The sequence below is a fragment of the Hymenobacter sp. B81 genome, from assembly GCF_044628455.1.
Lineage (GTDB): Bacteria > Bacteroidota > Bacteroidia > Cytophagales > Hymenobacteraceae > Solirubrum.
Map to the genome: position 1 here is coordinate 235422 of NZ_JBIYZW010000001.1, position 14574 is coordinate 249995.

Consider the following 14574-nt stretch of genomic DNA (forward strand, 5'->3'; position numbering starts at 1 on the left):
AGCGAAGTTGTAACTTAGCGCCGCGCTGACGCACACCTTCACTTCTTAGCTTACCCCGCATGAACACGAGCTTTACTTCAGTATCAACCCGCTGGCTGAGCCGCTGGCTGTTAAGTCTATTCGTGCTGCTGCCGCTGGTCGGGTGGGGGCAGCAAAGTATTACTGCTGTTAATACTGCGTACCAACAAGACTTCAACTCATTCGCGGGAACCTCTGCTTCCGTGCCTACTAACTGGTCCTATTCAGGTACTGACTATGCGCCCGGCGGTTATTACAACCGGGCAGCGGCATACGCCAATACCAATTCGACATACGGCTTGAGGGAGAGTTCTTCAAGCACTGATATAGCTTTCGGGGCCAAGTTGGGTACTAGTGAAGTTCCTACTCTGAGCTTTTCTCTTGTCAACAATACGGGTGGACCCATCACTGGCTTCACGGTGAGCTGGGACGTTGAGCAATATTCCCGGTCTTCGCGTCCGACCCAAGTAGATTTCGATTACAATCTCAACGGAGGATCATTTGGCACTACGGGAGTAACCGGCACGACGAGCACCAGTGCAACAACTGGTTCCGACGCCAATTTGCCGAGTATCTCTGTCACTCCGCGGAGCATCACGATATCTGGTATCACTCTTCCTGCAGGGCAAGGTGCGGTGATGCGCTTCACGTTTCGGGGTAATGTGGGTACGGGTTCCAATGCTCACATCGGCATAGACAATTTCTCGCTTACAGCACTCGGTGCGGCTACTCCCGAAATCAACGTCAAGCAAGGCGCCACCAACCTGGCTTCGGGCGACACTTACACTTACCCGAACACGCTAATCAACACCACCCGTTCGGCCACTTTCACCATTGAAAACACCGGCTCGGGCGCTCTGACCTTGACAGGCACGGCCCCAGATTTCGTTACGCTGAGCGGCACCAACGCCAGCGAGTTCAGCATCACGCAGCAGCCGGCTTCTGCGACCGTAGCGGCCTCGGGCACCACCACTTTCGTGGTGACGTTTGCGCCCACTACGGCCGGGGCCAAAACGGCCAAGCTCACCGTTGCCAACGACGACGCCAACGAGGGTACCTACGAAATCAACCTGAGCGGCACCGCGCTGGCCTCGCTGCCCACGCCGGAAATCAACGTGGTGCAGGGCGCCACCGCCATTGCTTCGGGCGACACCTACTCGGGCTTTACCCCCACGGTGCTGGGCAGCAGCTCGACCACCACGTTCACCATTCAGAACACCAGCGCCACTGACCCGCTGACGCTGGGCAGCTTCAACTTTAGCGGCCCGTTTGCCCTCAGCGGTACGGCGCCCACCACCGTTGCTGCCAACAGCTCGGTAACCTTCGACGTGGTATTCACGCCCACGACGGCCAGCGCGGCAACCGGCTCGGTGAGCATCGTCAACGACGACGCCAACGAGAATCCCTATCTGATCAACTTCTCGGCCCAGGGGCTGAATCCCACGCCCGTCATCACCGCCATCAACCCCACCTCGCGGCTCGCGGGCGGCGCGGGCTTCTCCCTCGTTGTTACCGGCAGCAACTTCCTGTCTTCGTCGGTGGTGTACTTCAACGGCGTGGCCCTGACCACCACATTTAACTCGGCCACTCAGCTCACGGCCGCCGTGCCGGCCAGCGCCGTAGCCACGGCCGGCTCGTTCCCGGTAACGGTGGTTTCGCCCACCCCGGGCGGCGGCACTTCCAACGCCATCAACTTTGAAGTGCTGCCCGGCCCGCTGGTTATTCAGGACTTTGAAGACACGCCGCCCGCCAACGTGTGGAGCTATACCGGCACCATTACCCGCCTGAGCGGCAACAGTGCCGTAGCAGACCGACCCAGCAACAGCCCGCTGTTCACCAGCGGCAGCAAAGCCTGGGGCGTGACCAACGGCGACGTTACGGTTACCTTCAGCAACCAGTCGCTGATTGGCTACCGCAATGCCTTTGTGACCTTCCGTCTGGCGGCCTGGTCGTTGGGTTCGGGCAGTAACGGCATGGATGCGGCCGATAATGTCAATGTCGAAGTCAGCCTCGACGGCGGCACTACTTGGCGAAGCACCTTGCAGGTGAATGGTAACGGTAACGCCCACTGGGACTATACCGGTACCGGGTCGGCCGAAACCACCTACGACGGCGACGATACCCCCGCGGAGTTTGCAACACCCGGCGGCGGTCTGCGGGTCGACGGCATCAGCACCGTAAAAATCAACCTGCCCGCCACCGCCACGCAGGTGCGAGTGCGCATCACCATGCTGAACAACTCGGGTGGTGAGCGGTGGACCGTGGACGACGTAGCCCTGTACGGCATTCCGGCCCCGGCCCCGACCATTACCTCGTTTACGCCGAACCAGGGTCCCTACGGCACCACGGTTACGGTGACGGGTACCAACTTCGTGAGCGGCGCTACGGGCGTACTGTTCAATGGCACGCCGGCGACGGTAGTAAATGTGCTCAGCAGCACGCAGGTAGAAGCGCAGGTGCCCATCGGCGCCAGCACCGGTAAGGTGAGCGTGGTGGTAGGCGGTCAAACGGCTATCAGCGTCGATGACTTCACCGTCATCATTCCGCGCTACTACGCCAAGGCTACCGGTGCCCTGAACGATGCGGCCAGCTACGGCTCCAACCCCGACGGCAGCGGCCCGGCCCCGGCCAGCCTCGCCACCGCCGGCATCGAGCTGATTGTGGTGAACAACCTCGCGCCCACCATCTCGGCCAACCTGACCCTGGGCGCCGGCAGCAAGCTGATTGTGGGCAACGGAGTAGCGCCCGTGAACCTGACCATCCCGGCCGCCTTCAACTTGGTGGGCACCGTGGATTTGACGGCTAACAGCACCCTAACCGTGCTCGACCTGACCCCGACCTACACCCTGGGCACGGTAGACCCGGCAAGCACCGTTGACTTTGCCCAGGCCGGCAACTTCACCGTGCCGGTTCTGGCCGGCCCCGGCTACGGCAACCTCAAGCTCACCAACGGCCAGAAGCGCTTTGCCGACGGCGTGTACGTGGTGCGCGGCAACCTCACGGTAGAAAACGTAACCGGCTACAACGGCTCCGACGACAGCCCCTTCACCACCGTGGAGCTGGGCGGCAACTACACCCTGCTGGGCACCGTGACTTACCCCCCGAACACCGCCAACGCCACCAACGGCAGCCGCTTCACTCTGAACCTGGTGAACCCGACGACCCCGCAGGTGCTCAGCGGCAACGGCAAGCCCATTGAGCTGTTCCGCCTGAACGTGCTGGCTGGCACGGCCACGCCGGTGCTTAACACCGTGGGCGGCAGCAGCCATTTGTTTATTGGCAACAGCGGTAACGGCACCCTGAACCTGGCAGCCGGCACCCTGCTCGACCTGAACGGCAACAACCTCACGATTCGCGCCAACGGTACCTTGGGGCCGCAGGCCGCTAGTGGCCAGCTCACCGGCACGGCCAGCAGCGCCATCTTTATTGATAAGACTGGCAGCAACGCGGCCGGCTCGCTGCGCATCGCCCCCGGTCAGAAGCTGGGCCGCCTGCTGGTGAACATTCCCAACGGCTCGGGGGAGCTGACGCTGGCCAACAGCACTGAAATCGACTCGCTGGATCTGACTTCGGGCTTCCTCATCATCGGCGCCAATAACACCCTCACGCTGAACGGCCCGGTAACCGCCGGTGCGGCCGCCGATGCCCAGTTCGTGGGCTCGGCTACCAGCAGCCTCACCTTCGGCGGCACCGATAGCATTGCCCAAATCAACTTCAGCACGATTGCGGCCGAGCGCCAGCTGCTGAACCTTACCCTGAACCGGGCTGCCGGGGGTAGTGCCGTGCCGCTGGGCAACTCGCTGCCCGTGGCCAACCTGGTGCTGACCAACGGCGTAGTGCAGCTCAGCAACACCACTCACCGCCTCACGGCTACCACTGTAACGGGCGGCAACGCTACCAGCTACGTCAACGGCAACTTGGTGCGCCCCGTGGCCTTTGCCACCACCGACCCGCTGCCGGTATTCTTCCCGGTGGGTACCGCCGCCGCTTACCGCCCGCTCACTTTCACGGTAGTGCCCGATGCCGCCGGCACGGCCAGCTACCGCGCCCGGGCCGTAGCCGGTGACGCCCCGGCCTGGCCGCTGCCCGCCGACATTGCCAACGTGTCGCGCATCAGCTACCACGAAGTAGAGCGCGTGGCCGGTACGCTGGCCGCCGTGGCGGGCAGCACCGTTACGCTGCCCTTCGGCTCGGGCGACGGGGTGAACGACCTGCCCAACCTGCGCGTGGTGCAGAACGACACCGACGCGGCCAGCTACGTGAACCTGGGCGGTACGCCCGCCGGTACGCCCGCCAACGGCTCTATCACGGCTGCCATCAGCGCCGCCAACTTCCGCCAGGACCAGTTCAACGTGTTTGCTCTGGCCAACGCCGAGGACGGCGACAACCCGCTGCCGGTGGTGCTGACCTCGTTCTCGGCCACCCAGCAGGGCCCCGCTGCCCAACTGCGCTGGACCACGTCGTCGGAAAAGAACAGCGCCTACTTTGAGGTGCTGCGCAGCACCAACGGCCGCGAGTTCACTACCGTGGGCCGCGTGGAAGCCGCTGGCAACAGCGCCGCTCCGCGCAGCTACTCCCTGCTCGACGCGCAGCTGCCCGCCGCCGCTACGCTCTACTACCGCCTGCGCCAGGTAGATGCCGACGGCACCGCCGCGCTGTCGGCCGTAGTGATGCTGAAGCCCGCCAGCTGCCTCGCCGTAGCCCTGTACCCCAACCCGGCAGCCGAGCGCCTGACGCTGGAAACGGCGGCCCCGGTGCAGTGGCAGGTGCGCAACGGCCTGGGCCAAACCCTGCTGCGCGGCACGGCCTCGGGCCTGACCACGGTAGACGTGAGCAGCCTGCCGGCCGGGGTGTATCACCTCGAAGCCCGCTCGGGCCAGCAGCGTACCGTGCAGAAGTTTGTGAAGCGCTGAGTTGCTTTCAGGCTAAGTTATCGAAAGGCCCCTGCGAATAGCAGGGGCCTTTTTTGTGATGATTATGCTTGAGCTTGAAGAACTTAGTTGACTTTTGAGTTATATTTTTTGGTAAATAAGTGATACATTAAAGTGTTGTATGTCCATTCCTAAACTGCCTGGTTTATGAAACATTTGCTGACTTCCGTTTTTCAGTTACTTGGTCTGAGCGCCGTTTGTGCTCTGTGCCCACTAGCGGTAAATGGCCAATCGACTACCTACCAGGATTTCGACCGGGAGGTGTCGACCCCGCAGTACAACTACATTAGCACGGGCACGGGCAACCTGGTCTTCAGCAATACCTACGGCGTGACTGGAGCAGGCGCGGGGGTCAGCAACGGCACTCGCACGCTCACCTTTCACAACCGCACCTTTACCATGCCGGCCGCCGGTGGCCAGCTCCGGCTGCGGGTGTCAGCTCAGGGGGCCTCTGGGGGCGAGGGATTGGAAAACACCGATTACATGCTGGTGCGGGTGAGCGTAAACGGCGGTTCGAGCTTTTCCAGTGAGCTGCGCATCATCGGGTACGGCGATGGTAGCGGCAACCGTAACGTGCGTGACGCCCTGTGGAGCCACCAAACCGGGGCCGCCGCTACCGTAACCATGAACTACGACGGCAACAATACCCCATTGGTAGCGGGGCCGGCGGGCGGCGGGGCCGCCAGCCGCCTGGATGGGCCCAGTAACATTATTATCAACCTGCCGAGTGGTACTACGCAGGCGGCCTTGCAGCTGGAAATGTCTACCAATAGCGTAGGAGAAATCTGGGCGGTCGACAACATTACCTTATCGGCCAATGCCCCGGGGCAGCTGCCGGTGGAGTTGACTTCCTTCACGGCCGCCCGCCACGGCCAGCAGGTGCGCCTGGCCTGGGCCACAGCCTCCGAGCAAAACAGTGCCCGCTTCGAGGTACAGCGTAGCCTTGATGGCAAGGACTTCAATCAGGTAGGCCTCCTGGAAGCTGCCGGCAATAGCGCCCAGCCCCGTCATTACGCCTTTACCGACGAGGCCGCTCCCGCCTCAGCCCTCTACTACCGCCTGCGCCAGGTCGACTTCGATGGTACCGCCACGCTCACGCGCATTGTGGCCGTGGCCCGCACCGGCCATCTCATGGCCGAGCTATACCCCAACCCCGTGCGCGAGCGCCTGTACCTGCAGGCCGGCTCCGGTGCTCTGCCGTGGAGAGTCTTGGCGCCCAGCGGCAAGGTGCTGCTGCAGGGCACAGCCTCGGGCGACGACGTAATAGACGTGCAGCAACTGGCAGCGGGCACCTATATTCTGGAGCTACGCCGCGGCCGTCAGCGCGAAGTACACCGCTTCGTGCATCTGCCTTAGATGCTTTGGTAACAGACAAGACAGGCCCTTGCTACGGCAAGGGCCTTTTGTTTTTGCCCTGACTCGAGAGGCCTTCAAAAGCCTCATTATTTGTGCTTAATTAATAATAAATTGACTAATGCAATTATCTTTAAACGTCTCGCTCATCCACACACCCTACATGCCTACTTGCTATGAAGGTCCCCCTCTACCTTTTGTACCGGGTTAGTTCCCCAGTGGCGCTGGTGCTGCGCCTGCTGTTAGTGTTGCTGCCTACTGTGAGCCTGGCCGCCCCCGAGCCCACTGCCCAACCCACCGTCACGGTCACGCCGGTCAGCGGAACCAGCTCCGCCACACCTTCTGTGCTCATCAGCGTGAGCGGGGGCAATGGCGCCAACCGGCTGGTGACCATCCGCACCGGCGGCTCGACTATCAACCCCACCGACGGCACCGTCTACGGAACTACTACCACGTTTGGAAGCGGCCCCACCACCGGAGCGGGCAACTACGTGGTGCTGGCGGGCACGGCTACCTCGGTTACCGTAACGGGCCTCACGGCCGGCAGCACCTACGTAGTATCAACCTACGCCTACAACCAGGACGGCAGCGCGCCCGTCACCAATTACCTGACTGCGGCCCCGGGTACAGCTAGCTTCCGGGCGTTTACCACTTATACCTGGGTAGGGGCCGCGGGGGCCAACTGGGGAACCGCCGGCAGCTGGAGCCCCAGCCGCACCAGCCCGCAGACCAACGACGTGTTGGTGTTCGACGGCGGGACGCCCAGCCCGGTGTTGAACGTCAACGACGCGGTGGCGCAGATCAGTCTCATCAACAACGCAGACGCGACCTTTTCCTTTCCCGTAGGACAAAACCAAACCATTACCCGCACCATCAGCCTGGCCGGCGCCAGCGGCGACGATTTCAGCATCGCCCCTGGCTCGCGGCTGACGGTGCAGAGCACCCTGGGCAACAACGCTGATGGTAACCTGATTCTGGCCCTGGCAACCGGTGCCACGGCGAGCCTTGCCGGCGAAGTGCGGTTTACCGCCAGCGGGGGCAACCCGCAGTCGGTAGTGAACCACCGGTTTACCGGTGATGCCGGCTCGGTTGCATTTGCCACCAACGGTTCGCTGGTTACCGATGGCAAGTACACGGGCAGCCCCTTCGGGGCCACGGCCGGCATGGCCACCTTTCAAGCGGGTTCCAGCTTCAATCAGCAAGCCGGCACCGACCCCTACGGCCCGGCTCTGTTTCAGGCCGGCAGCAGCTACACCTTCGGCGGCGGCACCTTTGCGGGGGCCAATGCGGGCGGCACGGCAACCCTGACGGCCGACCGCACCTACGGCAGCCTGACCTTCGCCAGCGGCATCACCGTGGCTGGCGCCACCCGTAGCCTGAGTCTCTATAACAACCTCGCGGTGGGCACGGGCGCCACCGTTGCCCTTAACCAAAGTCGGCTGCAGTTCATCGGCAGCGGGGCGCAAAGCGTCAGCTCGGCCGGCACGCTCACGCTGGGTACCGGCCTGGTGATGGAAATAGCCAATACCAGCCCGGCCGGCGTTACGCTCAATACCCCGCTTACCCTGCGCAACGGCCTGGCCCTGACCAGCGGCCGGCTGAACACCGCCACCGGCCTGCTGACGCTGCTGACCACCACTACCGTTTCGACGCCGATACCCGGGGGCATCACCAACGTCAACAACACCTCCTTCGTGAACGGGCCAATGGCCCGCGTTACGCCCACCAGCAGCGGTGCCATTGCCGTCAACGAAAGCAACGGCACCGGCCTGTTTTTTCCCATCGGCGCGGGCACCCTGTACCGGCCGGTTGCCCTCAGCCTCACCCAAACCACCGCTACGGCCACTACCTACCAGGCCCAGGTGCAGCGGGCCGTGCCGCCCCAGCTGCCGGTATCGGGCGATGTGCAGCGCGTCTCGCACGTGCGCTTCTACACGCTTGGCACCAACGGGGCCTCGGCCTTCAGCAACGGCAGCGTGAAGCTTTATTTCGGGCTCGACGACGAGGTCGACGACGCGGCCAAGCTGCGCGTGGCTAAAAGCCAGGGCAGCACCTGGGCCAGCCTGGGTGGCACGGCCACGCCGGCCCAGAGCGGCACCACCGCCTTCGTGGGCACCATCACCTCCACCAGCCCCTTCACCACGCTGGGCAACTTTCTGCTGGCCAGCACGGCGGCCCTGGGCACCGCGGGAAATAATCCGCTGCCGGTGGTGCTCAGCTCCTTCACGGCCGCCCGCCACGGCCAGCAGGTGCGCCTGGCCTGGGCCACGGCCAGCGAAAAGAACAGTGCCCGCTTTGAAGTGCAGCGCAGCCTCAACGGCAAAGATTTCAACCCGGTAGGCGTGCTCGAAGCGGCCGGCACCAGCGCCCAGCCCCGCCACTATGCCTTTGCCGACGAAGCAGCTCCCGCCTCGGCGGCTTACTACCGCCTGCGGCAACTTGACCTCGACGGCACGGCTACCCTCTCGCGGGTGGTAGCCATTCCCCAAACCGGCCACCTCATGGCTGAGCTGTTTCCCAACCCGGTCTACGACAAGCTGCACCTGCAGGCCGGAGCCAGTGCCCTGCCCTGGCGCGTGCTGGGGGCCGATGGCAAAGTGCTGCTGCAAGGCACGGCCGCGGGCGAGGCCATCATCGACGTGAGCCGCCTCAAGGTGGGTACTTACACCCTGGAACTGCGCCGCGGCGGTCAGCGCGAAACGCACCGTTTCGTGCATTTGCAGTAGGGTAAATTGCATTAGTTGGAATGGAATACAAGGCCCTTGCAGCGCAAGGGCCTTGTATTTGAGGCTATTATTGGGATTCTGGCAATGTATGGAACAGCATAGATTGAATTTTATATAGAAATGCGCCGCCCCCGATCTACTTTTGCAAACGAACCAAGACTGGACCTGAAGCTGATTGGTGTATGAAGCAACCCCTCTACTTTCTTTTCCGCGTGCGCCCGGCCTCGTTTAAGCTGGCCCTGCTCATGCTGCTGCTGCCGCTGCTGAGCCAGGCGGCAACCGAGCCGACTACCAACCCCACCGTTACCGTTGCGCCTACCCGGGGCTTGACGGCAGGCACGGCTGCCCTGGTGCTGACCCTGACGGGGGGCAACGGCAGCAACAACCTGGTAGTAATCCGGCCCACGGCCAATGCCGCCGCCACGCCGCAGGATGGTACTGCCTATACCGGCAACCTGGCCTACGGCAACGGTACGGCCATCGGCACCAACAACTTTGTGGTGTCGACCGCGGCGGCTACCACCACGTCCCTCACGGTGACGGGGCTGGCCGGCGGCACCAGCTACACGGTATCGGTGTACGCCTTCAACCAGGATGCCGTAGCGCCCACCACCAACTACCGCACTGCCACCCCCGGTACGGCCGTCATCACGGCGCCCACCACGTATTTCTGGCGGGGGGCCACCGGCGCCGCCTGGAAGCAGGCCACCTCGTGGACGCCCAACCGCAACACCCCGGATGCTACCGACATCATCGTATTCGATGGCACCACCTTCACCTCGACCGAAGCGGTGCCGATGGTGGTGGATTACAACCCCGGCAACGGCTCCAACCACGACGAGACGATGGCGCAACTTTTCGTTGTCAACAACGCCATCGTAACGATGACGGCTGCCGGCACGGGCAACCAGTACAGCTCCATCATTATTGACGGCGGCTACAGCGGCGACGACTTCGTGGTGGCCAGTGGCTCGGCGCTGACGTTCTCGTCGACCTCGGCTACCGCCAACCGCTACATGCTGGCCAACATTACCAGCGGCGAAGTGGCGGCCATTCGCGGCAAGATGACCATGACCTCGGGCAACAGCGGGGCCTTGCCCCACCGCATCCAGGGGGCCGATGCCAACTCTGTCCGCTTCATCGGGACCACAGCTACCTTTACCACCACGGCGCTGATTTCGGGCAACCCGTTCGGGGAACTCACCAGCACGACCTTCGTTCCCGGCGTGGGCTCGGTGGTGTTCAACTCGGGCGCTACCTACCTGCACCAGGGTGGGGCCGACCCGTTTGGGCCCGGCTCGCCCATCACGCAGTTCCTGTCGGGTAGCTTCTACATATACTCGGGCGGCACGTTTTCGCCCAACGGGCAGCGCTACGGCAACCTGGAGTTTCGGGCGGCGGCTACCGTGGCCGGTACCGGCAATCTGGTGGTGCAAAACAACCTGACTGTGACCACCGGCGTGGTGGCCCTGAACCTGAACGGCACCGGCGTCGAGCCGGGCGTGCTAGTGGCCGGCGACCTGGCCGTGGCCACCGGCGCCACGCTGAGCCGGACGCCCACGGCCACCTCGTACCTGCTCTTCAACGGCAGCGCGGCGCAAGCCGTGAGCGGCGCGGGTACCATCACCCTGGGCAGCCTCGTCAACCTGGGCATCAAGAACACTTCCAGCGCCGGCGTTACGCTGCAGCGGCCCCTGACCACCGCGGGCAGCCTCGCGTTGCTGGCCGGCCGGCTCAACACCAGCGCCACCAACATCCTGAGCATGCCCGCTACCGCCCAAGTAACGGCGCCGGGCGGCCTCACCAGCGTCACGGCCAACACCAGCTTCGTAAACGGCCCCATGACGCGCACCCTGGGCACGGCGGGCCTCACTACGGCCAACGAAACCACCGGCACCGGCCTGTTTTTCCCCATCGGCCTGGGCACGCAGTACCGCCCGGTAGCCCTCACGCTCAACCAGAGCGCGGCCGTGGCCACCGCCTACACGGCCCAGGTAGTTAACGGTTCGCCCGCCCCGCTCACCTTCACCGGCAGCCTGCAGCGCGTGTCGCGCATTCGCCACTACGCCCTGAGCACCAACGCCGCTACTACGTTCTCGGCCGGCCAGATCAAGCTGTTCTACGGCATCGACGACCAGGTTGACGCGCCCAGCAAGCTGCGCATTGCCCGCAGCAACGGCACGGCCTGGGCCGACCTGGGCAGCAGCGCCCCCGCCGTGGCCGATGGCACCACCTTCCTGGTGGGCAACATCGCCTCTTCCAACGCCTTTACCGGCCTGGGCAACTTTGTGCTGGCCAGTACCGTGGCCGCCAACGCCCCCGGCAACAACCCCCTGCCCGTGGAACTGACGGCCCTGAGCGCCGAGCGCGAGGGCAGCGGCGTGCAGGTGCGCTGGGCCACGGCTTCGGAACAGAACAACGACCGGTTTGAGGTACTGCGCAGCGCCGACGGCAAAACCTTCCAACTGGTGGGCACCGTGCAGGGCAGCGGCACCAGCGCCCAGCCGCGCAGCTACGCCTTCTTCGACGCGGCCCCGCTGCCCGGCTTGAGCTACTACCGCCTGCGCCAGCTCGACTTCGACGGCACCGCCACGCTCTCGCCGGTGGTAACGGTAACCACCGACAGCCCCGCGGCCGCTGAGCTGCAGGTGTACCCCAACCCCGCCGCCGACCACCTCACCCTGCGCGTAGCCACGGGCGAGGTCGTGAGCTACCGCGTCATCACCCTCATGGGCCAGCCCGTGCTCAGCGGCCGCTACCCTGCCGCCCGCCTCGAGGTGCAGGCGCTGCGCCCCGGCACCTACCTGCTCGAGCTGCGCACCACCGGGGGGCGCCGCCTCACCACCCGCTTCGTGAAGCAGTAGGCTACCCGCCACCAGCCCACAAAAAAAGCCCCGCGGCACTGGCCACGGGGCTTTTTGTTTGAAGCTGGGTACCGCCGCTAGGGGCGGGGGCCGCCGGTTTCACCGTCGTCGCCGTTGCCAGGGGCAGCGGGGGAGGGGCCGTCGGGGCCGCCGCGCTTCACCACGCGGGCCGCCGCCTGAAACTCCTGCCACAGCGCGGGCTCGTCCTGCTCGTAGGTGCGCAGGAAGGTGCGTACCTGCTCAATGGTGCGGGCATTCTGCTTGATGAGGCGCTCCAGGGCCTGGCGGCCGGTGCTGCCGGCCACGTCGTTGAGGCGGCCTTCGTTGGCGCTGCGGCGCAGCTCGCTCAGCAGGCTTTGGGCCTGCTGGTAGTGCTCGGGGGCAAAGCGGCGCTTGGCCAGGGCCGTGCTGCGCTCGGGAGCCAGGCTCAGCAGCCGCCGCGCTTCCTCGATGAAGGTGCTTTCGTTGAGCCGGCCCAGCTGCCCGGGCCGACCGGCCAGGGCGCGCAGGCGCTGGTCGCCCGCGGCGGCGGCTTCGGCCTGCAGGGCCACCACCAGGCGGCGCAGCAGCTGGGTAAGCTGGTTGCGGGTGCCGCGCTTGCGGGGAGAGTTGCCGTCGTTGTCGGCCGTCAGCACGTCCTGGGCAATGTTCTGGGCTTCCGTGAGGGCCTGGCTTAGCTGCTGGCGCAGTGGCGCTACGTCGGTTTCGGCGTCGCCGTAGCGGCTCTTCTGCTCGGTCAGAAACGCGCTGAGGGCGTGGTCGCGGCGCAGCCGTGCTTCAATCAAGTCGTTTTTCATGCGGATAAACGGGGTAGAAAGATGGAAAGCGGCCAAGGTAGCCAAATAGCGCCGCCCTGTCCACACCGTCCACGGGGAATTTGCCCCTCAGGCGCCCTGCCCAACGCGCCCTGCTTGCCCAACCGAGACGTAGCTGGCCGTGCGCGCCGCGTTGTCGCCCCTGTTGGCGGCTTTGCGGGCCTGGTCCACCGTTTCGCGCCCCCACCCGGGGCTTTGCAGGGGCCGAAAACCGTTTTGACAGCCGTGCGCGCGGCTTCGCGGGCCCTGCGCGGGGTGTTGTCGGCCGTGGCCACGGTTTCGCGCCCCCAACCTCGGCGCTGCACCCGCAACCGAGCCCCGCACGCCCAACCGAGCATCCCCGCCCCAACCGGCCGTCGTTCCGCTCAACTGAGCGCTGCAGCCCCAACCTGCCGGCCACAAAAAAGCCCCTCCGGCTTGGGGGCCGAAGGGGCAAAAGTCATAGCCCAGCGGGAGCAGTTTACACCGAGAAACTCTCGCCGCAGCCGCAGGTGCGCGAGGCGTTGGGGTTGTTGAAGTAGAAGCCCTTGCCGTTGAGCCCGTCGGAGAAGTCGAGCTCGGTGCCGGCCAGGTACAGAAAGCTTTTCATGTCGACCACCACGCGCACGCCCTTGTCCTCGAACTCCTGGTCCATGGGGCGCACCTCGTCGTCGAAGTCGAGCTGGTAGGAGAGGCCCGAGCAGCCGCCGCCGGCCACCGAGGCCCGCAGGCGAAACGCGTCGGTGAGGGCCGCGTCGGCCTTCAGCTTCTCTACTTTTTCTTTCGCTTTGTCGGAAACGGTAATCATACTAGTTGCCAGTTACCTGTTGTCGGTTGCCAGTCAGCGAAGGCGCCGGAGTACCGGAAGCTTCCTACTCACAACAAACAACTAGGAAGAAGGATTCAGCACCACGCTGAAGACGGTGATGGTGTTCAGGTCGCGGCCGTAGTACAGCTTGTCGAGGGCTTCGTACACGTTGTGGGCACGGAAGTAGGAGGTTTGCAGCTCTTTGTCGCCGCGGGCCCGCCACTGCAGAGTGTAGGAGCTTTCGTTGTCGCGAAAGTTCTGCACGTAGCTCAGCATCTTGCGCAGCGCGTCGAGCTTGTCGTAGCCCACTTCGTAGCGAAACAGGAAGCTCTGGTGGTGGCGCGGATTGACGGTAATCAGATCCAGCCGCACCTGCCCGTCGAGGGGCCGGAAGTCAAACACCAGGTTGCCGGGCTGCAGGCCCAGCGTGTCCTCAATCAGCCGCTGAATGCGCGCGCTTTCAACGTGTACGTCGGCGGAAACGTCCATAGGGGAGGTTTTAGGTGTTAGGAACTTAGGGCTCAGGTCTCGGGAGCCGCTTGCCCCTAAAACCTAAGCCCTAAGTTCCTAAGCCCTTAAAACTTAGTGGTGCGACTTGGCTACTTCCAGCTCCGGCAAGCCGTTTTTCACCCGGTAGTCGTTGATGGCTGCCTTGATGGCGTCTTCGGCCAGCACCGAGCAGTGGATTTTCACCGGCGGCAAAGCCAGCTCTTCCACAATCTCCATGTTGTCGATGTTGAGCGCATCCTCCACCGACTTGCCCTTCAGCCACTCCGTCGCCAGCGACGACGAGGCAATGGCCGAGCCGCAGCCGAAGGTCTTGAACTTGGCGTCGGTGATGACGTTGGTGGCTTCGTCCACCTCAATCTGCAGGCGCATTACGTCGCCGCACTCGGGTGCACCTACCAAGCCGGTACCCACGTTCTTTTTGCTTTTGTCCAGCGTGCCCACGTTGCGCGGGTTGCTGTAATGGTCGATTACCTTATCGGAGTAAGCCATGGCTTTTTTCAGTTGTCATTTATCATTGATCATTTATCAGGTCATTCAACAAGCTCAGCTGCGCTGATAAATGTTAAATGA

General features: G+C 64.0%; 8 protein-coding genes. 4 read left to right on the forward strand and 4 right to left on the reverse strand.

Annotated elements, in window-relative coordinates:
- Positions 1-680 precede the first annotated feature (680 nt).
- The 4 genes from ACE191_RS01040 (at position 681) to ACE191_RS01055 (ending at position 11892) form a co-directional block, all read left to right on the forward strand.
- Positions 681-4931 (forward strand): choice-of-anchor D domain-containing protein, encoded by a 4251-nt coding sequence (locus tag ACE191_RS01040; protein WP_400190321.1) that lies wholly within the window; start codon positions 681-683, stop codon positions 4929-4931.
- 165 nt (positions 4932-5096) lie between these two features.
- Positions 5097-6305, forward strand: coding sequence for a T9SS type A sorting domain-containing protein (locus tag ACE191_RS01045; protein ID WP_400190322.1), 1209 nt, complete (start codon positions 5097-5099; stop codon positions 6303-6305).
- Positions 6306-6478: 173 nt separating this feature from the next.
- Positions 6479-9028: a T9SS type A sorting domain-containing protein gene (locus tag ACE191_RS01050; RefSeq protein WP_400190323.1), complete on the forward strand. Its 2550-nt coding sequence runs from the start codon at positions 6479-6481 to the stop codon at positions 9026-9028.
- Positions 9029-9210: 182 nt separating this feature from the next.
- Entirely contained in the window at positions 9211-11892 is a 2682-nt protein-coding gene (locus tag ACE191_RS01055; protein ID WP_400190324.1) for a T9SS type A sorting domain-containing protein, read from the forward strand.
- Between the two features lie 77 nt (positions 11893-11969).
- Here ACE191_RS01055 and ACE191_RS01060 read toward each other — a convergent pair whose 3' ends face one another.
- The 4 genes from ACE191_RS01060 to iscU all read right to left on the reverse strand — a co-directional run bounded on the left by ACE191_RS01060 (position 11970) and on the right by iscU (position 14493).
- Positions 11970-12689, reverse strand: coding sequence for a hypothetical protein (locus tag ACE191_RS01060; RefSeq protein ID WP_400190325.1), 720 nt, complete (start codon positions 12687-12689; stop codon positions 11970-11972).
- 478 nt (positions 12690-13167) lie between these two features.
- Complete coding sequence (locus tag ACE191_RS01065) at positions 13168-13494, reverse strand: HesB/IscA family protein (protein WP_400190326.1); 327 nt, start codon at positions 13492-13494, stop codon at positions 13168-13170.
- A gap of 81 nt (positions 13495-13575) precedes the next feature.
- A complete protein-coding gene (locus ACE191_RS01070; RefSeq protein WP_400190327.1) occupies positions 13576-13983 on the reverse strand; it encodes a hypothetical protein in 408 nt (135 codons plus the stop codon).
- Positions 13984-14076: 93 nt separating this feature from the next.
- Positions 14077-14493, reverse strand: coding sequence for a Fe-S cluster assembly scaffold IscU (gene iscU / locus ACE191_RS01075; protein WP_400190328.1), 417 nt, complete (start codon positions 14491-14493; stop codon positions 14077-14079).
- Between the last annotated feature and the right edge of the window lie 81 nt (positions 14494-14574).